This is a genomic window from Streptomyces sp. NPDC053426, assembly GCF_055585405.1.
The window spans coordinates 108,599-128,311 of record NZ_JBVJKE010000003.1; the positions used below are offsets into that span (position 1 = coordinate 108,599).

18 protein-coding genes and 1 tRNA gene are annotated in these 19,713 nt (G+C 72.4%); 14 read left to right on the plus strand and 5 right to left on the minus strand.

From position 1 onward, the window contains the following. Nucleotides 1–232 precede the first annotated feature (232 nt). Nucleotides 233–556 (minus strand): hypothetical protein, encoded by a 324-nt coding sequence (locus ACZ62B_RS07435; protein WP_469689405.1) that lies wholly within the window; start codon nt 554–556, stop codon nt 233–235. 372 nt (nt 557–928) lie between these two features. Here ACZ62B_RS07435 and ACZ62B_RS07440 point away from each other — a divergent pair, with 372 nt between their 5' ends. The 4 genes from ACZ62B_RS07440 (at nt 929) to ACZ62B_RS07455 (ending at nt 4,311) form a co-directional block, all read left to right on the plus strand. Then, a complete protein-coding gene (locus ACZ62B_RS07440) occupies nt 929–1,801 on the plus strand; it encodes a bifunctional DNA primase/polymerase (RefSeq protein WP_344569933.1) in 873 nt (290 codons plus the stop codon). A 79-nt stretch (nt 1,802–1,880) separates the two neighbouring features. Next, entirely contained in the window at nt 1,881–2,312 is a 432-nt protein-coding gene (locus tag ACZ62B_RS07445; protein WP_469689406.1) for a hypothetical protein, read from the plus strand. Nucleotides 2,313–2,755: 443 nt separating this feature from the next. Continuing rightward, nucleotides 2,756–3,991, plus strand: a complete 1,236-nt coding sequence (locus ACZ62B_RS07450) for a hypothetical protein (RefSeq protein ID WP_469689407.1) — start codon at nt 2,756–2,758, stop codon at nt 3,989–3,991. Nucleotides 3,992–4,068: 77 nt separating this feature from the next. Next, nucleotides 4,069–4,311, plus strand: a complete 243-nt coding sequence (locus ACZ62B_RS07455; RefSeq protein WP_468721147.1) for a hypothetical protein — start codon at nt 4,069–4,071, stop codon at nt 4,309–4,311. 77 nt (nt 4,312–4,388) lie between these two features. Here the strand turns inward: ACZ62B_RS07455 and ACZ62B_RS07460 are convergent. Continuing rightward, nucleotides 4,389–4,475: transfer RNA gene (locus tag ACZ62B_RS07460), tRNA-Ser, on the minus strand. Nucleotides 4,476–4,539: 64 nt separating this feature from the next. Further along, on the minus strand, nt 4,540–6,048 hold the full coding sequence (locus tag ACZ62B_RS07465) for a S1C family serine protease (protein WP_469689408.1): 1,509 nt from the start codon (nt 6,046–6,048) through the stop codon (nt 4,540–4,542). 298 nt (nt 6,049–6,346) lie between these two features. On the opposite strand from ACZ62B_RS07465, the gene ACZ62B_RS07470 reads away from it, so the two are divergent. The 3 genes from ACZ62B_RS07470 to ACZ62B_RS07480 all read left to right on the plus strand — a co-directional run bounded on the left by ACZ62B_RS07470 (nt 6,347) and on the right by ACZ62B_RS07480 (nt 9,105). Further along, nucleotides 6,347–7,177, plus strand: coding sequence for a glycerophosphodiester phosphodiesterase (locus tag ACZ62B_RS07470; RefSeq protein ID WP_344569896.1), 831 nt, complete (start codon nt 6,347–6,349; stop codon nt 7,175–7,177). Nucleotides 7,178–7,343: 166 nt separating this feature from the next. Beyond that, complete coding sequence (locus tag ACZ62B_RS07475; RefSeq protein ID WP_344569894.1) at nt 7,344–7,988, plus strand: ATP-binding protein; 645 nt, start codon at nt 7,344–7,346, stop codon at nt 7,986–7,988. Nucleotides 7,989–8,139: 151 nt separating this feature from the next. Next, nucleotides 8,140–9,105, plus strand: coding sequence for a DUF5926 family protein (locus ACZ62B_RS07480; protein WP_468887364.1), 966 nt, complete (start codon nt 8,140–8,142; stop codon nt 9,103–9,105). A 672-nt stretch (nt 9,106–9,777) separates the two neighbouring features. On the opposite strand, the gene ACZ62B_RS07485 is transcribed toward ACZ62B_RS07480, so the two are convergent. Continuing rightward, nucleotides 9,778–10,443, minus strand: coding sequence for a bifunctional DNA primase/polymerase (locus ACZ62B_RS07485; protein ID WP_344569890.1), 666 nt, complete (start codon nt 10,441–10,443; stop codon nt 9,778–9,780). 504 nt (nt 10,444–10,947) lie between these two features. Between ACZ62B_RS07485 and ACZ62B_RS07490 the strand changes: the two genes are divergently transcribed. Both ACZ62B_RS07490 and ACZ62B_RS07495 read left to right on the plus strand, forming a co-directional pair. After that, entirely contained in the window at nt 10,948–12,462 is a 1,515-nt protein-coding gene (locus ACZ62B_RS07490; protein WP_469689409.1) for a PP2C family protein-serine/threonine phosphatase, read from the plus strand. 94 nt (nt 12,463–12,556) lie between these two features. Further along, nucleotides 12,557–14,020 (plus strand): aminopeptidase P family protein, encoded by a 1,464-nt coding sequence (locus tag ACZ62B_RS07495; RefSeq protein ID WP_344569886.1) that lies wholly within the window; start codon nt 12,557–12,559, stop codon nt 14,018–14,020. A gap of 80 nt (nt 14,021–14,100) precedes the next feature. On the opposite strand, the gene ACZ62B_RS07500 is transcribed toward ACZ62B_RS07495, so the two are convergent. After that, nucleotides 14,101–14,565: an ATP-binding protein gene (locus ACZ62B_RS07500; RefSeq protein WP_344569884.1), complete on the minus strand. Its 465-nt coding sequence runs from the start codon at nt 14,563–14,565 to the stop codon at nt 14,101–14,103. 220 nt (nt 14,566–14,785) lie between these two features. Here ACZ62B_RS07500 and ACZ62B_RS07505 point away from each other — a divergent pair, with 220 nt between their 5' ends. From ACZ62B_RS07505 to ACZ62B_RS07525, 5 genes are all read left to right on the plus strand, one after another. After that, nucleotides 14,786–15,583, plus strand: coding sequence for a hypothetical protein (locus ACZ62B_RS07505; RefSeq protein ID WP_469689410.1), 798 nt, complete (start codon nt 14,786–14,788; stop codon nt 15,581–15,583). Between the two features lie 187 nt (nt 15,584–15,770). Continuing rightward, nucleotides 15,771–16,526 carry a YcnI family copper-binding membrane protein gene (locus tag ACZ62B_RS07510; protein WP_344569880.1) on the plus strand — a complete coding sequence of 252 codons (756 nt, stop codon included), beginning with the start codon at nt 15,771–15,773 and terminating at the stop codon, nt 16,524–16,526. Nucleotides 16,527–16,619: 93 nt separating this feature from the next. Beyond that, entirely contained in the window at nt 16,620–17,276 is a 657-nt protein-coding gene (locus ACZ62B_RS07515) for an SCO family protein (RefSeq protein ID WP_344569878.1), read from the plus strand. Further along, nucleotides 17,273–17,728, plus strand: a complete 456-nt coding sequence (locus ACZ62B_RS07520) for a copper chaperone PCu(A)C (protein ID WP_468721166.1) — start codon at nt 17,273–17,275, stop codon at nt 17,726–17,728. The genes ACZ62B_RS07515 and ACZ62B_RS07520 overlap by 4 nt, the downstream gene beginning before the upstream one ends. Before the next feature lie 13 nt (nt 17,729–17,741). Continuing rightward, complete coding sequence (locus ACZ62B_RS07525; RefSeq protein ID WP_468883847.1) at nt 17,742–19,712, plus strand: copper resistance CopC/CopD family protein; 1,971 nt, start codon at nt 17,742–17,744, stop codon at nt 19,710–19,712. The last annotated feature ends 1 nt before the right edge of the window (nt 19,713 follow it).

The window sequence follows — 19,713 nt, forward strand, 5'->3', positions numbered from 1 at the left end:
CGCTATGAGCGGGGCCGGTCCGGCGGATCGCCCGCAGGTCCCGAAGGCACGTCCCCCTCAGGTTGTAGGGGTGGGGCTGGCTGCACCTCCTGAAGGTGGACCAGCGGGTGAGGGGCAGTACGGGTCGACCCCTGAGGAACCGTCCCCGGAACGTCCGGGCGACGGTGCCGAAGCACCGCGGCCCGGACGCCCCGCACCCCACGAAGCACCCCGCACGGTCAGGGCGCCGGCCTCACCACAGCGGGGTGAAGCCGATGGCCACGTTGTCGTTGCCCTGGTTGACGACCGTGAAGGCGGAGCCGGTGACCTGGGCGGTGTTGTTCTGGTTCGTGGCGCCGGGTCCGGTGGCCTGCTGCTGCGAGGTGGCCGAGTTGCCGAAGTTGTCGCCGCCGACACCGCTGCCGAGGGCGTCGGCCTCGGAGCTCGTGGCCGTCGCGATCGATCCGTCGTCCGCGAGGGCGCCGCTGTCCGCCGCCGCGACGCCGGTGAAGAGGGCGACCGCGAGCGGCAGGGCGGAGACCGCGGCGATGACGCGGGCGGTACGGATGCTTGCCATGTTGTGTTCCCTCCAGAACAAGGACGCACCGGCTCATGACCGGGTGTGGCTCATCACCGTGTGCGCGTGAACTACGGCTGTCACCAGGGAAGTTGTCCCCCCGCCCCGGCGCTGTGCACGACGTCGCGAGATCAGGGTTGCCCAGGGAATCCCCGGCGAACCACCCTGGACACCTTCATTCGCACGCAAGTGTGACGACAAGGCGATAAACCCCGACGCGCCCCTTGAATTCCACCCCTTCCCGAGAGGCCCCCCCCACCCCGCTCCCCGTAAGGGACGAAGCGTTCCGCCGCTTCTCCCACCCACGCCCCCACCCCGGCGCGCCGCGCACTCCCCCTTCCCATCCTCGAACGTGTGTACGAAAATAGAGGCATGGCCACCACCGACCGGCAGGCCGCGACCCTGGCCCTCGCACACGCCCTGTCAGCCGCCGAACGCGGACTGGCCGTCATCCCCCTGTCCCGGACGAAACTCCCGGCCCTGCGCTCCCCGCACCGCGACGACCCGGAGCCGTCAAGCCCGCCCTGCCGCGGCGAGTGCGGCCGCTTCGGCCACGGCGTCCACGACGCCTCCACCGACCCCGCCCGCATCCGCGCGCTGTTCGCCGCCGCGCCCCGCGCCACCGGTTACGGCATCGCCTGCGGACTGCCCCCGCACCACCTCATCGGCGTCGACCTGGACACCAAGACCGGTACGGACTCGTTCGCCGCCCTGCGCGAACTGGCCCGGCGCCACCTGTTCACGATCCCCGCCACGGTGATCGTCCTGACCCCGAGCGGCGGCCGTCACCTGTGGCTGAGCGGTCCGCCGGACGTCGTCGTCCCCAACTCCGCGGGCCGGCTGGCCCCCGGCATCGACATCCGGGGCGCCGGCGGCTATCTCGTCGGCCCCGGCTCCCACACCGACCACGGCCCGTACACCACCGCTCCGGGCACCGCGCGCCTGCCCCCGGCGCCCTGCCCGCCCGCCCTCCTGCGCCTGCTCCTCCCACCGCCCCGCACCCGTCACCCGACGCCCCCGTCGGCCGACGGACACGGCCAGGGCCTGGTCCAGTTCGTCCTCGCGGCGCACGAGGGCCAGCGCAACACCCGCCTGTTCTGGGCGGCCTGCCGCGCCTACGAGGACGGCATCGGCCCCGCCCTGGTGGACCCCTTGGTCGACGCGGCCCTCGGCACCGGCCTGTCCGAACGCGAAGCCCGCGCGACGATCGCGTCGGCGGCACGGATGACGGGGCACCGCCCCTGACCGCCCCGCCCGTCGCTCGTGCTCCCTCCCTCACGAAAACCGAAAGACCTCGATGCACCACCGCCCTAAAGTGCCGACCATGTCACTCGCCCGTGTCCTCCTCGATTCCGGCCGTTCGGTCGACCTCTCCGAGCTGCGGATGTCGTCGACGTACGGCGGGCTGCTCGAGGGCTATCCGTGCAAGCGCGTCAACGACCGGAAGATCGACTGGCTGCTCCGGTCCGCCGAGCGCGACTCCCCCGGCGCTCCGGTCCACCTGATCCCGCCCCCGCGCGAGTACCCCGACCAGTACGCGGGTGCCTTCGGTCCCGTGGAGGTGCTGCCCGCCGTGACGTGCGTCGGCAGCTTCCGGTCCGAGGCGCTCGACCCGGCCCACGACCGCTCCCTGTACCGCTCCCGCCTCACCGTCGTCTGGTTCCAGCCCTCCCCGCGCGTACCGTCCGGCTGCGACGCGGAGCCCTCGCTGCGGGACCTGCCCTGGGAACGGCTGGCCGAGGACGAAGAGCTCTAGCGGCCGCCGTTCGGGCCGTTCCGGGCGCGCGGGGTGACGGTCCCGCGCGGTGATGCACACGTACGGAGTGGCGACAGCCTGAACGTCATCACACGTACGGGTGAGTGTCAGGCCCCGTCACCGGGGTACGAAGCCGCTTCCCCGGCCTCCGCGAAGTCCACCCCCGACGACGGCCCGAGATCCGAAAAAGCCTGGTGGCAGGGGGTCGGACGAAAGAAAACGATGCCGCGGAAGACGTTTTCGATCACCTGCTGTCAACGGCGTGCGCGTGTCTACAGCGCCCCAAACGTCCTGATTGTTCAGAATGTTGCCCACTGCCCCAGTTGAAACTATGAAGTTTCGTTGCCGAGGAGCATGACATGCAGGTTCGCAGGTGGCTCCCAGACCAGCCCACTCGTATCGGCCGTCACGACTGGCCGGACGAGGGGGACAACGGAACGCACATGCGACTGCGAGCCGGCTCCATCGTGGTACTGGACCGGCAGGGGTGGCGGATCCTGGAGATCAACGGCTACCCGGGCAACTGGTGGCCGGACTCCTACGAGAAGGCCTGGCGCGACCACGTGGAACTGTGGTGGCACGCCAACGAACTGCGGCGGGCCAACAACCAGGCGGTCAAACCGGCCCCCGAGCGGGCCGAGTTCTACAAGCGCCCGGTGGTGCTGGTGCTGCGCAACGAGAACCTGCCCCGTTCCACACCGAAGCACTGGTGCGCTCCCGCCAGCCACGACTGGCGGGTCCTCCCCGAGCACTACGCCGTCTGCCGCGCCTGCGGCGAGCTGCCGCCCTGCCACCACGGGGAGTACCGCTGGGAGGGCGGCCCCCGCTGGCCGGAACAGGACGGCGGCATCCCGCTCATGGTGCCGGAGGGCTGCTGCATGGGGTGCGCCGAGCCGATCAGGCCGCGGGTGCGGACCGTGCGCTTCCCGGGCCCGAACCTCTGGTACCCGGACCTGGGGGAGGACACGGCCGTCTTCCACGCCCGCACGGCCTGCGCCGACCAGGTCGACCGTTACCGCATGCAGTGGCAGGCCGAGTACAACCCGCGCTCCTCCGCCCACCCCGCCACCCCCTCGTTCCCGGGTTTCGAGCACTTCGTACTCCCCCGCACGCGCCACGCGCCGGACGTGTCCCCGCACGACCGGCGGACCCTCCAGGACCCGCACCGGCCGGAAGCGGAGGAATGCGCCTCCGTGACCGGCGACTTCGGCGCCTTCCCCGCCCCGTTCGACGGACGCCGGACAGACCCGGGGACCGGCACACCGCCGACCGCCCCGTCGGCGCCCCCGTCGGCACCCCCGACCACTCCGTCGGCACCCCCGACCGCGCCCGAGCCGGCACACCAGCCGGCACCCGCGGCCCCCGGCACACCCGTGGTCTCCGGCACACCCGTGGTCTCCGGCGCACCCGCGGCGGACCCGACGCCCCCCGGGCCTCTTCCCGCGGCCGGTACGAGCGCGCCCGCCACCACGCCGGCCGAGGCGCCCGCCCCCGCCTCCCCTTCCCTCGAAGGCCTCGGACCGGCCCTCCAGTCCGCGCGGGAACTGGATCTGGCGCTGACAGGAACCCCGTCCTTCCACAACGCCGAGCAGGCGGCCCGGGTGATCGAGGAACTCACCGCCGCGGTCCGCAACATCGCCCTCTGCCTGAACAACCCGGCCACCCGCGAACGCCCCTGACCCGCACTCCCCGGCCGGAAGGTTCCCGCGCGGGTACGTCGTCCGGCCTGGCCACCCGGTGGGACGCGCCGACCGAGATGGAGGGGAACGAGAAGAGGAGATCGATCCTCTTCGAGACCTTCGTCCTGCTGAGCGACGACAAGGCCACCACCGCCGCACACACCGTCGACCAGCGGCCCCGGGAACTCCTCGGAACAGCACGCGTCCCCTCGAACGGGACGGCCGGACTTCGCCCGATCCCCTTGGTGAAGGCGCTGAACGCCCTCCATGAAGCAACAAGATCAGACCTGACGATGTCCAGCGACACCCCCACCCGCTGAAGCGCGCACGAGCACCACAACGCACAACGGCCCCCGACCGTGCACCTGGTCGGGGGCCGTTCTCACTGCTCGTCGCGCGGAGGCGGTGGGATTTGAACCCACGGTGACATCGCTGCCACGACGGTTTTCAAGACCGTTCCCTTCGGCCGCTCGGGCACGCCTCCCCGCGCCGGCCGGTGATCGGCGGCGCGGGGACAAGGGTAACGGGTTCGGGGTTCGTGGGTGAGGTCAGCTGTCGCCCACGCGGGAGCCCAGGGTGAGTTCCGTGGTGTGTTCCTTGCCGTCGCGCTCGTAGGTGATCGTGACCTCGTCGCCCGGCTTGTGGGTCCAGATCTCGCCGATCAGGGTGGGGCCGGAGTCGATGACCCGGTCGTCGAGCTTGGTGATGACGTCGCCGGGCCGCAGGCCGGCCTTGTCGGCGGGGCCGCCGGGGTCGACGGGCTCGGAGCCGCCCGCGCCCTGCTCGGTGATCTTCGCACCGCCCGTCGTGTCCTCCAGGGAGACCGACGCGCCGATCTTGGCGTACACCGGCTTGCCCGTCTCGATCAGTTCCTGGGCGACGTACTTGGCCTGGTTGATCGGGATGGCGAAGCCCAGGCCGATCGAGCCGGCCTGTCCCGTGCCGAAGCCGCCGTTGCTGGTGGACTGGATCGCGGAGTTGATGCCGATCACGTTGCCCTGCGCGTCGAGCAGCGGGCCGCCGGAGTTGCCCGGGTTGATGGACGCGTCGGTCTGCAGGGCGCTCATGTACGACGCCTGGCTGCCGCTGCCGTCGCTGGAGGCGACCGGGCGGTTCTTCGCGCTGATGATGCCCGTCGTCACCGTGTTGGACAGGCCGAAGGGCGCGCCGATGGCGATCGTCGAGTCGCCGACGGCCACCTCGTCGGAGTTGCCCAGGGGAAGCGGCTTCAGGTCCGAGGGGGCGTCGTTCAGCTTGATGACCGCGACGTCGTAGCCCTGTGCGTGGCCGACCACCTCGGCGTCGTACTTCTTGCCGTCGGGGAAGGTCGCCGTCACCTTGCCGCCGTCGACGGCCTCGGCCACGACGTGGTTGTTGGTGACGATGTGGCCCTCTTTGTCGAAGACGAAGCCCGTGCCGGTGCCGCCCTCGCCGCTGCTGCTCTCGGCCTCGATGGTGACCGTGCTCGGCAGCGCCTTGGCGGCCACGGCGGCGACCGTGCCCGGGTCACGCTTCACGTTGCCGCCGCTGGTGGACGCCGAGACGGTCGTCGAGCCGTTGCCGTCGTTCTCCTTGGCCAGCGTGTAGCCGAGGCCGCCGCCCGCGCCGCCCGCGACCAGCGCGGCCACCAGGACCGCGGCGAGCAGACGGCCGCGCCCGCCGCCGTTCTTCGGCGCCGGCTGCTGGTAGGAGGAGCCCCAGCCGCCCGAGCCGTGCCCGGCGCCGCCGTCACCGCCACCGCCGTACGACGGGGTGGACGGCGGCGGGGGCGGGGGCCAGGAGGCGTCAGGGGCGGAGGAGGGAGGGGTGGGGTCCTGGCCTCCGTGGGCGCCGTGCGGGTCCCAACTGGTTTCGCTCGCCGGGGCCTGGGGGCCGGATCCGTATCCCTGGTCCACGTGCTGCGCGGGTGCCTGCGGCGGTGCGGGCGGGGCCGGGTCCGGAGCCGCTCCCGGGGCCGGGTGCCCCTGGTGCGCCGGAGCAGCGGGAGCATCCACCGGCGCGGGCGGCGGTGCGGACGGCGCCGGGGGTACCGCGGTGCCCTCGTTCTCGGTGCTCACAGCTTCTCTCCTCGATCCACGGCTGTTGTTGTCGGTCGCACTCGGTCACGCTCGTTCACGCTCGTTCACGCCCGTCCACGAGTCCGGCGCGATGCAGCTGTGCATGTCTCTTTGTATGACGTCAGCTTTTCCCACGGGCCGTCAGGGCACCATAAGCCGTTCCTGTGGGTCCGGGGCCATTCTTTATATAGGGCATTACTCACGTAAGGCGCGCCACTCGATGCCTCCGACCGGACGGCGACACCGTTCACCCCACTCCGGGCACCCGCCTACCCGTGCACGGTGGCACCATGACGCGGTGACCCACGCACGGCAGCACCTGACCCAAGTCGTCGCGCACCGCGGGGCCTCCGAGGACGCCCCCGAGCACACCCTGGCCGCGTATCGCAAAGCGATCGAGGACGGTGCGGACGCGCTCGAATGCGATGTGCGCCTGACCGCCGACGGCCACCTCGTGTGCGTTCACGACCGTCGCGTCAACCGTACGTCCAACGGGCGCGGTGCGGTGTCGGCGCTCGAGCTCTCCGATCTGGCCGCCCTGGACTTCGGCTCCTGGAAGAGCCGCGACGCCTTCGGGGGGCCGCGCGTCGAGGAGCCCGACTGGGAGCACCGCCCGGAGGACCGGGAGGCCACCTCCGTCCTCACCCTGGAGCGGCTGCTGGAGCTGGTCTCCGACGCCGGGCGCCGGGTCGAGCTGGCGATCGAGACCAAACACCCCACGCGGTGGGCGGGACAGGTGGAGGAGCGGCTGCTGCTCCTGCTCAAGCGGTTCGGTCTCGACGCGCCCGCCGCCGCGGAGGACTCCCCGGTGCGCGTGATGAGCTTCTCCGCGCGGTCGCTGCACCGCGTGCGCGCCGCCTCGCCGACGCTGCCCACGGTCCATCTGATGCAGTTCGTCTCGCCGCGGCTGCGCGACGGGCGCCTGCCCACCGGCGTGCGGATCGCGGGGCCCTCGATCCGCATCGTGCGCAGCCACCCCGTGTTCATCGAGCGCCTGAAGCAGTCCGGGCACCAGGTGCACGTGTGGACCGTGAACGAGCCGGAGGACGTGGACCTCTGCGTGCGTCTCGGTGTGGACGCCATCATCACCAACCGCCCCCGCGCGGTGCTCGACCAGCTCGGCCGCTGACCGCGCGGCGCACCACCCGCCCCACCGGCCCCAGGAGCAGTGCGCACGAGTCTTGACCCCGTGCCCGATCCCGGCGCATCCTCACATCTCGGCCACAGCGACGAAATCCAGCCACACGGCTACGGGGAGTGCTCCGGCGCGTTCGGTGCGTGTTCGATCGCTTGGAGTGCGTCACCGCTCACGGATCGACCGGTTTCCGGTTCGGGCCCATGGGGCATCCACACCGTGGCGTGGGGCGAAGGAGGTCTCGGGGGTGGCGTTGGTGGTGGCACAGGAGGTGCCCACGTCGTCGAGCATGGCCGTGCCCCATGGCCCTGCGGGCGTGGGGCAGGCGAGGCGCCGTATGCGCGCGCAGCTGCGTGACGGCGGGGTGGCGGAACCGGTCGTCGACGACGCCGTACTGATTCTTTCCGAGCTGCTGAGCAACGCGTGCAAACACGGCCGGCCGCTCGGTGACGCCCTGGCCGGGGACGGTGACGTACGCGCCGCCTGGCGGGTGGACCCGTGCGGACGGCTCGTCGTGGAGGTCACGGACGGCGGCGGCCCGACCCGCCCGGCTCCGGCCACCCCGTCGGTCACGGCGCACGGCGGCCGGGGGCTGAACATCATCACCGCGCTGGCCGACGACTGGGGCGTACGCGACGAGGTGCCGGGCGAGGTCACGGTGTGGGTCGTCGTCCACGACGACGTGTACGACCCGGACGCCGGAGCCGGGCACCGGCGCGAGGACTTCGCCGCACGGGTGACGGCGCCCGCGGTCTCCCGCATACCCGGGCTGGACTTCGCGGACGTCTTCGACGACCTGGACTGAGGGCGGCCCCGGACGGGGAGACGGCGCCGCTCCGGCGCGGTGCCCGCGGTGTCCACAGGTCGGCACGTCGTCCACAGGTTCCCGTCGGCCGTGACGTGAACGGCTAGGCTCGCGCCCGTACGAGACGAGCCGTAACCGGGAGACACCCACGATGGCCAAGAAGCGACCCCAGACGAAGGCCAAGCGCCCGCAGCTCACGGACGGGCAGATCCCGGTCGTCGGCGCCCGCGAGCCCTGCCCGTGCGGCAGCGGCCGCCGTTACAAGGCCTGCCACGGCCGTGCCGCCGCGCACGCGGCGACCGAGCTGGTGCACCGCCCGTTCGAGGGCCTGCCGGGCGAATGCGACTGGGTGGCGCTGCGCGAGCTGGTGCCGGCCGCCACCGTCGAACTGACGCTCAAGGACGGTCTGCCCGAGGGCGTCCCGTCGGTCACGCTGGCCACGGTGCTGCCGATGGCCTGGCCCGCCCTGCGCCGCGACGACGGCTCGGTCCTGCTCGGTCTGCAGAACGACACCTCCTCCGGCGACATCAGCCGCGACCTCGCCGACACCCTGCAGCGCGCGCTCACCGCCGCCCCGGGCACTCCGGTGCAGGCCCGGCGCGCCCCCGCCGACGGCCCCCGGCTGCAGGAACTGCTCGACCCCGAGGGCGCTTTCGAGCCGGTCGTGCACAGCGGGTTCGAGTTCTGGGTCCCGGACCCGGAGAACGCCACGCCGGACGTCACCGCCTCCCTGGAGCGGGCCAACGCCGCGGCCATCCCGACCGTCAAGCTGTCGGGCGTGGACTCCGCGTACTGGTGCGAGACGCCCGAGAAGAACCATCTGCGGTGGGTCATGCCGCATCCGGAGGAGCAGCTTCTGGACGCTCTCGCGCGGCTGCACGCGGCGGGTGGCTCCTCCCTCGGTGAGGGCACCCGTCTCGTGGGCTCCTTCCGCGCTCACGGGCTCACCGTGCCGGTCTGGGACCTGCCCAGCGGGGTCGGCGCCGAGGACGTGGAGAAGCCGGCGGCCGAGTTCGCCGAGCGGCTCGCCGCCGCGCTGGCCACGGACGCGCCGCTGACCGCCGACGAGCGCCGCGCGCGCGGCGGTCTGACGAATCGCCAGGTCACGCTGAGCTGAGGCCCGCCCGTGCCCCCGGTTCCGCCGTCCGCCCGGCCGGCGGAACCGCTCCTTCACGCCCCATCGGCCCCATGCGCAACTCCCGGCACGGACAAGCCAGTCGGTGACCGGAAAGGCCGAGATCGAATTTGCTAACCGCCGATCTCTTGTTACCGTTCCAGTAGCCCGGTTGCTGGTGCATCCCCCGTCGCCAGCAACCGGGTCTTTGCGTGTCGGCCGCCGTTCACGGAACGCGGTCGTCCGTCAACTGCCCGTCGCTATAAGCGAGTTGCTTCCGAAGCACAACGGCTGCGGTCCCCTTACGACGCCGGCCTCGACCACCCCGACCCGGCGCCTCGTGCGCGGCGGAGCGTTCCCGGCGCGGTACCTCCGTCGCCGGATCCCATGAGGCCGGGTACGGCGCTCCAGGCGTCGCCGGAGGCATCACGCCGTCGCCGCGCGCGGTGGGCCGTACGGAACCGGTGTGGTCCCCGGGCCCGGGCCCGGACGGATGACCCTCGTCGGCGGCAGCGGCACCTTGACGTCCCGCGTGCGGCGGACCGTACCGGCCGGCCCCGCCACGGCAGCACACGACCGCGCACCGCGCAGGTCGCCACGGCGCCCGCGAGGCACGCGGACACCCCGGTCCGGGGGAAAGACCGCTTCCCGGCCGGGATGCCGTGCGCGCACCCGCTACATCTCGGGCGCGCTCACACCCGTACGGGTGAGGGCGTCGACCACGGCGTCCACCACCGCCTCGACATCGGGCAGCCACGGCGAGGCGGAGCCGGGCAGCGGCGCGCGCTCCCAGCGGATGCCGCCCTGCGCGGTCTCGGACGGGGGCAGCGCGAGGTAGCCGCCCTCGCCGTGGAAGCGGAGGGAGCCGGGGACGAAGTCCTTGGCGTACAGCAGCTCGCCGAGCTGCTCCATGGAGTACGGCTTCACCAGGATCGACCAGCGGGCCGGCGAGGCGACGACCGGGCCGAGCCGCATGCCGCGGCGGTCGAGCGCGGCGAGGGCGCGGGCGGCCGGCAGGGCGGGCAGGGACACCGCACAGGGGGCCTTGCCCCCGGTGGCGAGGACGATCGGCGCCGTCGGCCGGTTCCCCCACCACCAGCGCACCATGCGCGCGTCGGTGGTGGCGGCGAGGAGGCCGGGGTCGAACGGGTGGGCACCCGGCACCGTGCACTCGGGGTCGGGGCAGGCGCAGCGGGACCGGCCCTGCGGGTCCGCCGCCACGCCCGGGAGTACGGGCCACTGCCAGTCCGTGGCGAAGGTCAGGGCCGCGCCGATCAGATCGGGCCCTCCGTCGCCGCGCCGGGACAGGGGCCTGCGTCGCCTTCCGAGGATCTCGCGCATGAGCGCTCGTTCCTTTCCGTTGCACGCCTGGCAACACCGTGGTCCAGATCACGTCATGTGTCGATCACTTCACTGTGCGTACCTATGGGCGCATCACACCCCCGCGCCGGGCAGGGGGTACCCCTATGGGCCGAGCATGGGCTGCCTCCGCGGCCGTTCCACCCGTACCGCGTCTATCAGAGGTACGGGCGTGGCGTGGGGGTGGCGAAGTCTGGCGTTTGCCGTCGCGCGTGGTTCTCTCCGCCTCCGCCACGGGAGGATGGGGCACGGTCGTCGATGGTTAAGACGCCCGGGTCCGTCGCCAGGTTCCCGAGCGGTTCCCGACCACCCCCGGCCTTCACCGAGTACGTACCCATCACGACCGTTGTGACGCTCCGTCGAGCAAGGCCAGTCGACCGCAATACGCCTCCCCCTGAGGCAGTTTCAAGCCAACTTCATATTTCGGCAAGGGGTCTGCGGGGAGTTCTCTCCAGTCCCGCGGACACCAGGAATCCCAGCAGGACAATGCTGGACATCTCCTCACGAGTACGTGTACATGTGGAGACACTGCCGGCGACGCAGAATGACATGGGGGTTTGCGATGCTTTTGAGCAGTACGTACCGGTCGGAAAGCCGGACACCATGAACGCTCCGCACCCTCCGAAAGTGGCCGGAATCGATTCAACGGTTCCCTCACCCGCACACACTGTCGCGTCCGTCACCGCGGGTACCTCCCCGGCTCCCCCGGCAAACCCCCAGAACGCGCCGGGCGCGCTGCTCCAGGACCGGCTCGCCGGCTGGGTCTCCGACCTCACGACCCTCCACGAACTCACCGAACGCCTGGCCCGCGCGAGCACGCTCGACGAGGCGCTCCAGGAGCTGCTGCGCGCGGGAGCCGCCCTGGTGGGCGCGCGGCGCGGGCTCGTCGCCCTGGAACCCGCCGACGGCCTCGGCCCGGCCACCACCATCGGCCTGGGACTGGCCCGCGCGGATCTCGGCCACATGGAGACGGTGCCGCGCGGCGCACTGCCGTACGGCAGGATCCTCGACGGGCTGCCCGGCGCCGACGACGGCATCGCCGAACCCGACCTGTTCGCCGAGAAGGGCCTCGACCCCCGGCACCGCGAGGTCGCCGCCCGCCTCGGCTACGCCGCCAGCTTCACCCTCCCCCTCGCCACCGGGACCGCCGGGCGCCTGGGCGCCGCGGTGTGGCTCTACGACGAGCCGGCCGAGCCGTCGGAGCGGCAGCACCACCTCGTGGGCCTGTACGTCCGCCACGCCGCCGAGCACCTGGCCCGGCTCCTCGAACTCGAGCACACACGCGCGTGCATGGCCACGATGGCCGAGGAACTGCTGCCTTCCCGTCTCCCCCGGGTCGCCGGCGTCCAGCTCGCCGCGCGGCACCGCACCTCCCCGCGCGGGGGCGGCGACTGGTACGACGCGCTGCCGCTGCCGGACGCGGCCCTCGGTCTCGCCGTCGGGTCCGTCACCGGGTCGGGACCCAGTGCGGTCGCGGCGATGGGCCGGCTGCGGGCGTCGCTGCGCGCGTACGCCGTGATGGAGGGCGAGGACCCGGTCGCCGTCCTGTCCGACCTGGAGCTGCTGCTGCGGCTCACCGAGCCCGCCCGGTCGGCCACCGCCCTGTTCGGCTACTGCGAACCCGCGCTGCGCCGGATCACCCTGGCCGGCGCCGGGCACAGCCCGCCGCTGCTGCTCGGCGAGCGCCGCACCGAGTTCGTCGAGACGTCGGTCTCCGCGCCGCTGGGCATGCTCGCCTGCTGGGAGGCGCCGAGCGTGGAGGTCCAGGCGGAGCCGGGGGAGACGGTGCTGCTCTACACCGACGGACTGCTGCACCGCACCGGCGACCCGACCGACCGCGCCTTCGCGCGGCTGCACACGGCGGCGGCGGGGGTGCCGAAGGCCCTGCGCCGCGACCCCGGCGCCGTCGCCGACCACGTCCTGCGCGCGGTGCTGCCCGAGGGCGCGGACACGGCGGACTCCAGGGAGGACGTGGTGCTGCTGGCGGCGCGGTTCGAGTAGCCGTCCCGTCCCTCTCCGCTACCGGCCCGTGCCCCATTCGGCCGTTTCCGCCCGACCGTACGATGGGGGGTGGTCCAGTGCCGTATCAAGGAGGATGACCGTGGCCGAGGAGCTGCCGGAGACCCCGGAGACCACCGAGGAAGAGCCCGTCAAGCAGCGCAAGAACGGCCTGTACCCGGGCGTGTCCGACGAGCTGGCCGAGAGCATGCGGAGCGGCTGGGCCGACACCGAGCTGCATGATCTGCGGCCGATCCCCCAGGCCGCCGAGACCGCCGCCCGCCGCGCGGCGCTCTCCGCCCGTTTCCCGGGTGAGCGTCTGGTCGTCCCCGCGGGCAACCTGAAGACGCGTTCGAACGACACGGAGTACTCCTTCCGCGCGTCGGTCGAGTACGCCTACCTCACGGGCAACCAGACGGAGGACGGCGTCCTCGTCCTGGAGCCCACGGCCGACGGCCACAAGGAGACGATCTACCTCCTGCCCCGTTCCAACCGCGAGAACGGCGAGTTCTGGCTGGACGGGCAGGGCGAGCTGTGGGTCGGCCGCCGCCACTCCCTCACCGAGGCCGAGAAGCTGTACGGCATCCCCGCCTCCGACGTCCGCGAGCTGGCCGGCGCGCTGCGCGAGGCCACCGGCCCGGTGCGGGTCGTGCGCGGGTACGACGCCGGGATCGAGGCGGCGCTGACCGACAAGGTCACCGCCGAGCGCGACGAGGAGCTGCGCGTCTTCCTCTCCGAGGCGCGGCTGGTCAAGGACGACTTCGAGATCGGCGAGCTGCAGAAGGCCGTCGACTCCACCGTGCGCGGCTTCGAGGACGTCGTGAAGGTCCTCGACAAGGCCGAGGCGACGTCCGAGCGCTACATCGAGGGAACGTTCTTCCTGCGCGCCCGCGTGGAGGGCAACGACGTCGGCTACGGCTCCATCTGCGCCGCCGGGCCGCACGCCTGCACGCTGCACTGGGTGCGCAACGACGGCCCGGTCCGCTCCGGCGACCTGCTGCTGCTCGACGCGGGCGTGGAGACGCACACGTACTACACGGCCGACGTCACGCGCACGCTGCCGATCAGCGGGACGTACAGCGAGCTGCAGAAGAAGATCTACGACGCCGTGTACGACGCCCAGGAGGCCGGTATCGCGGCGGTGAAGCCGGGCGCCAAGTACCGCGACTTCCACGACGCCGCCCAGCGCGTGCTGGCCGAACGGCTCGTCGAGTGGGGCCTGGTCGAGGGCCCGGTGGAGCGGGTGCTGGAGCTGGGGCTGCAGCGCCGCTGGACGCTGCACGGCACCGGTCACATGCTCGGCATGGACGTCCACGACTGCGCCGCCGCGCGGACCGAGACGTACGTCGACGGCACGCTGGAGCCCGGCATGGTGCTCACCGTCGAGCCGGGCCTGTACTTCCAGGCCGACGACCTGACCGTGCCCGAGGAGTACCGCGGCATCGGCGTCCGCATCGAGGACGACATCCTCGTCACGGCGGACGGCAACCGGAACCTGTCCGACGGGCTGCCCCGGCGGTCGGACGAGGTCGAGGCGTGGATGGCGGCCCTGAAGGGCTGACGTACGGCACGACGGCCGGGCACGCGCGCGTGCCCGGCCGTTCCCGTTCCTTCCCGTTTCCGCTGCCGCCCCGCGACTCGCTACACCGCGACGAGCGGGGCGTCCTCGCGCCACTTGAGGATCTTGTCGAAGCTCACCACCGCGCCGCCCCGGCCCGGCTTGTTGCCGATGTGGACGTGGTCGGCGAGCTCCCGGATGAGGCACAGACCCCGTCCGTGCTCCGCGTCGGACGGCGCGGGACGGGCCGGCGGGCGGGGGCGGCTCCCGGTCGCGCCGGGGAAGCCGGGGCCCGCGTCGGCGACCTCGATGCGGCACTTCTCGCCGTCGAGGTAGGCGGTCACCCGGAACGCCTCCGAGGCGCCGTCCCGCGCGGTGTCCCCGCCGTGCTCGACCGCGTTCGCGCAGGCCTCGCTGAGGGCGACTGACAAGTCGTAGGAGATGTCGGGGTCGACACCCGCGGTCTCCATGGTGCCGAGCAGCAGGCGCCGGGCGAGCGGCACGCTGGCGGCGTCGCGCCGCAGATGGAGTGACCACCAGATGCTCATGCTCCAGCCTCCTGGCTGCGGCTCGACATACCGTTACGTATTGCCCTGAGTGCTCGCCGGTAAGCGTGAAGTTGACGTGACACCGCCCATATGGCGGGTGTGTCGTGGATCCGATCGGTGTATGCGGGGCGTGTCGTAACAGAGGTGACCTTCCGGTCGTACCTCATCTTGCGGACCTGCCGTACGGCGGCCGGTGGGCCGGTGCGATGATGAGCGCGCCATGTCTGCCCCCCACCCGCGTACGACACGCTCCGGACGAGGCCTCCGGATCCTGCGGGCCGCGGTGTTCGCCGCGGTCTGCGTCGTGCTGGCCGGAGCGGGGCACACGCTCGCCTCCCGCAGCGCCGTACCGCTGTGGACGCTGGGCGCGGGCTTCCTCGGGGCCCTCGCACTCGCCGCGCCGCTCACCGGACGCACCCGGTCACTGCCGGGGACCGCGGTACTGCTGACGTGCGGCCAGACGGCCCTGCACACGCTGTTCGGACTGGGGCAGCACGGCACGTCCGCCACGGGTTCGTCGTCCGCGCTCTCCGACGCCGCGCTGGTCGAGCGGGCCGCGCGGCTGCTGTGCGGGACCGCCGCGGCGGGGCTCAGCCCCGCACAGGCCGAGCGCATCCTCATCGACGCGCGGGTCCACCGTGCCGGGGCCGCCACCCACGCGCAGACCGCCGCGGACGTCCCGGCGTCCCTGCTGCCGTCACTGCCGATGCTGCTCGGCCACGTCCTCACGGCGCTGGCCGCGGGATGGCTGCTGCGCCGCGGTGACCTGGCCCTGCTGCGGCTGGCCGAACTGTCGGCGCACGGTGTCGCCGAGGGCGCCCTCGTACGGTCCCTCCGCGCGGCGCTCGCCCTGGTGCGTGCCCTGCGCGCCGGGCTCCCGGGAACCCCGGAAGAGGCCCCGCGCATGGCGCGCACCGCACTGCTCGCCCCGCTTCCGCCCCGTTCCGCCGGGCTGCACCACACGGTGATCCGCCGGGGCCCGCCGGCCGCCGGCACCGCACTCGCTCTCGCCGCCTGACGCGAGGCGACCACCACTCCGGGTTTCCGGCCGAGGAGCCGAGGAGAGGGGCGCCGGCGTGCGGCACGCGCGCGTGCGGCCGTTTCCGTGTGCGCCCGGCCGTCCTGCCCGACAGGCCCGTCCGGCCGTACGCGCGGCACATCCCTCACCGTCAGTGAAACCTCAACCGAAGCGGAGTGCTTCTGCCATGAAGGCTTCCCGTATCGCCGCCGCCGGTGCCGTCGCCGGCGCCGCCGTCCTCGCCGTGTCCACCCCCTGCTTCGCGCACGTCAGCGTCCAGCCGGAGGGTGAGGCCGCGAAGGGCGACTACGCGGTCGTCGGCTTCAAGGTCCCCAACGAGCGGGACGACGCCTCGACCACCAAGCTCGAGGTCACCTTCCCCACGGACCACCCGCTGGCGTCCGTGATGCCGCAGCCGGTCGAGGGCTGGGACGTCGAGGTCACCACGTCCAAGCTGGACAAGCCGCTGGAGATGCACGGCAAGAAGATCAACGAAGCCGTCTCCAAGGTCACCTGGACCGCCAAGGGCGACGGCATCGAGCCCGGCTTCTTCCAGAAGTTCCCGGTGTCCGTCGGCACGCTGCCCGAGGACGCCGACGAACTCGTCTTCAAGGCCCTGCAGACGTACTCCAACAAGGAGGTCGTCCGCTGGATCGAGGTACCGCAGGAGGGCCAGGAGGAGCCCGAGCACCCGGCTCCCGTGCTCACCCTGTCCGAGGCCTCCGAGGACGGCCACTCGCACGGCGCCGCGGACGACGACAAGGCCTCCGGCGACACCGCGGCGGCCGAGAACGCCTCCGCCCAGACCTCCGCCTCCGGCGACGAGGGCGACTCCGGCGGTACGGACACCACCGCCCGCGTCCTGGGCGTCGTCGGCATCGTGGTCGGCGCCGCGGGCGTCGCCTACGGCGTCCTCGCCGGCCGTCGGCGCACCACCGTCTGACCCCATTCCTCATCTGGACGGCGCGCACCGGGTCGCTCACGGCCCACGTGACCTCCCGGTGCGCGCCGGAGCACTCACCTCTCAGGACCATCCATGCGCAAGAAGACCTTCGCGGCCGCGGCCCTGCTCGCCGTCGCCTCCCTCACCCTCTCCGCCTGCGGGAGCGGTGACAACGACAGCGGTGACCCCGTCGCCGTGGTGTCCGAGGAGGCCGGCGCCCAGAAGGCGGCCACCGTCCTCGACAAGCCGTTCGAGAAGCCGGACCTCGTCCTCACCGACACCAACGGCGAGGAGTACGACCTCCGCGAGCAGACCGCGGGCCGGCCCACGCTGATCTACTTCGGCTACACGCACTGCCCCGACGTCTGCCCGCTGACGATGAGCAACCTCGCCGTGGCCAAGAAGCAGCTCCCCCAGGAGCAGCAGGACGAGCTGCGGATCGTGTTCGTCACCACCGACCCGGAGCGTGACACCTCCGCCGCGCTGGGCAAGTGGCTCAAGGGCATCGACTCCCAGGTCGTCGGCCTGACCGGCGACTTCGACACCATCCAGGCCGGCGCCCGCACCCTCGGCATCTCGATCGACCCGCCGCGCAAGGACGACAACGGCAAGACCGTCTCCGACCACGGCACCCAGGTCGTCGCCTTCTCGCCGAAGACCGACGGCGGTTACGTCCTCTACGGCGAGGACGCCACCGTCGAGGACTACACCAAGGACCTCCCCAAGATCATCAAGGGCGAGAACCCGTGAGGCGCCCGGCAGCCGCGGCCATGGTCGTCGCCGGGGCACTGGCCCTGACCCTGACCGGCTGCGGCGGCTCGGACGACGGCGCGGCGGAGCTGTCCGTCGGCTCCGCGTACATGCCGCAGCCGGTCTCCGACATGGCCGCCGGCTTCCTCACCATCACCAACGACGGCGACTCCGCGGACCGGCTGACCTCGGTCAGCAGCGACATCGCCGGCCAGGTCACCGTGCACGAGACCGTCGACGGGGCCATGCAGGAGACCGAGGCCCTCGACATCCCGGCCCACGGCAGCCTGGTGCTGGAGAGCGGCGGCAGCCATCTGATGTTCGAGCAGCTCAAGCGGAAGCCGAAGCAGGGTCAGAAGGTCTCCGTCGAGCTGCGCTTCGCCGAGTCGGACCCCGTCACGGTCGAGATACCGGTGAAGCCCGCCACCTACACCCCGAAGACCGGACACTGAGGGAGACACCCCTGTGACCCAGACCATCGCCCCCCGCGTGCGGATCCTGGTGCTGCTGCTCCTGGCGGTCACCGGCGCGCTCCTCGCCGGAGCCGCTCCCGCCTCCGCGCACGCCGCGCTGACCGGCAGCGATCCCGGGCAGGGGGCGGTGGTCGACACGGCGCCCACCCAGGTCTCGCTCACCTTCTCCGAGCAGATCGCGGTGAGCGACGACGCCGTGCGCGTCCTCGACCCCAAGGGCAAGCGGGTCGACAAGGGCGACCCGGCCAACCTCAGCGGCACGACGTACACCGTGCGGCTGCTCAGCGGGCTGCCCGACGGCACGTACACCGTGGCCTACCAGGTGGTGTCCGCGGACAGCCATCCCGTCGCCGGTGCCTTCACCTTCTCCATCGGCGCCCCCTCCGAGACCTCCGTCTCCGCCTCCGCACAGGCCTCCGACGACGGCCTGGTCGGCCGGCTGTACGGCATCGGCCGCTACGTGTCGTACGCCGGCTTCGTCGTCATGGCCGGCGGGGCCGCCTTCGTGCTCGCCTGCTGGGGACGCGGCGCCGGGGTGCGGGCGGTACAGCGGCTGGTCGTCTCCGGATGGCTGGCGCTCACCGCGGCCACACTCGCACTGCTGCTCCTGCGCGGCTCCTACACCACCTCCGGGAAGGTCGGCGACGTCTTCGACCTGTCGCTGCTCGGAGACGTGCTCCAGACGAAGACCGGCGCGGCACTGGTCTCCCGGCTGCTGCTGCTCGCCGCGGCGGCCCTGTTCATCGCGGTGCTGTTCGGCGCCTATGACAAGCGGGAGGCCGAGGAGAAGCGGGACCTGACCTTCGGGCTGGCGATCGGCGGGACGGTCGTGGCGGCCGGGCTCGCCGCGAGCTGGGCCATGTCCGAGCACGCCTCCCAGGGACTCCAGCCGGGCATCGCCATGCCCGTCGACGTGCTCCACCTGCTGGCCGTCGCCGCCTGGCTCGGCGGACTCACCACCCTGCTCGTCGCCCTCTACCGGGCGCCCGCCGACACCCCGGTCGACCGGGACGCCGTCCAGCGGTTCTCGCGGCTCGCCTTCGGCAGCGTGGTGACGCTGGTCGTCACCGGCGTCTACCAGAGCTGGCGACAGCTCGGCTCCTGGTCGGCGCTGACCGACACCCGGTACGGGCAACTGCTGCTCGCCAAGATCGGGCTCGTGGTGGTGATGGTCGCGATCGCCTCGATCTCACGGCGCTGGACGGCACGGCTGGCAAAGGCACCGGCCCCGGCGGCGCGCGAGGAGGAAGAGGAAAGGGAGAAGGAGAAGGAGAAGCAGCCGGCAGGGGCAGGCAAAGCCACCGGAGCCGGGAAGGACGAAGCCGGGAACGGCGAGTCCGGGAAGGACGAAGCCGGATCCGAAAAGGGCGACGACGTCCGGGCCGCTCAGCTCGCCCGCCAGCGGGCCGCGATGGAGAGCGCCCGGCAAAAACGGCTGCGTGACGCCGACCCCAACCGCTTCGGTCTGCGCCGCTCCGTACTCGCCGAGGCGGGCATCGCCGTCGTCCTGCTCGCCGTCACCACCGTGCTGACGCAGACCGAACCGGGACGCACCGAGCAGGAGGCCGCGGCGGCCACCTCCGCCTCGTCCTCGTCGTCCGCCTCGACCGGCCAGGGCACCGGCGCGGTGACGCTGAACATGCCCTTCGACACCGGCGGCGAGAACGGCAAGGGCGTCGTCACGATCGACCTCGACCCCGCCCGGGTCGGCGACAACGACATGCACGTCTACGTGGAGGGCCCGGACGGCCAGGCCTTCGACATCCCCGAGGTGAAGGTCGCCTTCACCCTCTCCGCCAAGGACATCGGGCCGCTGCCCGTCGTCCCCGACCACATCACCACCGGACACTGGTCGGCGAGCGGAGTACAGATCCCCATGACGGGCGACTGGAAGGTCGAGGTGACCGTGCGGACCTCCGACATCGACCAGGTGACCGTCTCGAAGAACACGAAGATCGGCTGAA

Bases quoted from the DNA above. Each gene is read 5' to 3' on its own strand.
- ACZ62B_RS07440 (WP_344569933.1), top strand. From the start codon at position 929: ATGGCCACCACCGACCGGCAGGCCGCGACCCTGGCCCTCGCACACGCC.
- ACZ62B_RS07515 (WP_344569878.1), top strand. From the start codon at position 16,620: ATGCGCAAGAAGACCTTCGCGGCCGCGGCCCTGCTCGCCGTCGCCTCC.
- ACZ62B_RS07445 (WP_469689406.1), top strand. From the start codon at position 1,881: ATGTCACTCGCCCGTGTCCTCCTCGATTCCGGCCGTTCGGTCGACCTC.
- ACZ62B_RS07435 (WP_469689405.1), bottom strand. From the start codon at position 556: ATGGCAAGCATCCGTACCGCCCGCGTCATCGCCGCGGTCTCCGCCCTG.
- ACZ62B_RS07485 (WP_344569890.1), bottom strand. From the start codon at position 10,443: ATGCGCGAGATCCTCGGAAGGCGACGCAGGCCCCTGTCCCGGCGCGGC.
- ACZ62B_RS07505 (WP_469689410.1), top strand. From the start codon at position 14,786: ATGTCTGCCCCCCACCCGCGTACGACACGCTCCGGACGAGGCCTCCGG.
- ACZ62B_RS07480 (WP_468887364.1), top strand. From the start codon at position 8,140: ATGGCCAAGAAGCGACCCCAGACGAAGGCCAAGCGCCCGCAGCTCACG.
- ACZ62B_RS07495 (WP_344569886.1), top strand. From the start codon at position 12,557: ATGACCGTGGCCGAGGAGCTGCCGGAGACCCCGGAGACCACCGAGGAA.
- ACZ62B_RS07490 (WP_469689409.1), top strand. From the start codon at position 10,948: ATGCTGGACATCTCCTCACGAGTACGTGTACATGTGGAGACACTGCCG.
- ACZ62B_RS07510 (WP_344569880.1), top strand. From the start codon at position 15,771: ATGAAGGCTTCCCGTATCGCCGCCGCCGGTGCCGTCGCCGGCGCCGCC.
- ACZ62B_RS07455 (WP_468721147.1), top strand. From the start codon at position 4,069: ATGGAGGGGAACGAGAAGAGGAGATCGATCCTCTTCGAGACCTTCGTC.
- ACZ62B_RS07500 (WP_344569884.1), bottom strand. From the start codon at position 14,565: ATGAGCATCTGGTGGTCACTCCATCTGCGGCGCGACGCCGCCAGCGTG.
- ACZ62B_RS07450 (WP_469689407.1), top strand. From the start codon at position 2,756: ATGCGACTGCGAGCCGGCTCCATCGTGGTACTGGACCGGCAGGGGTGG.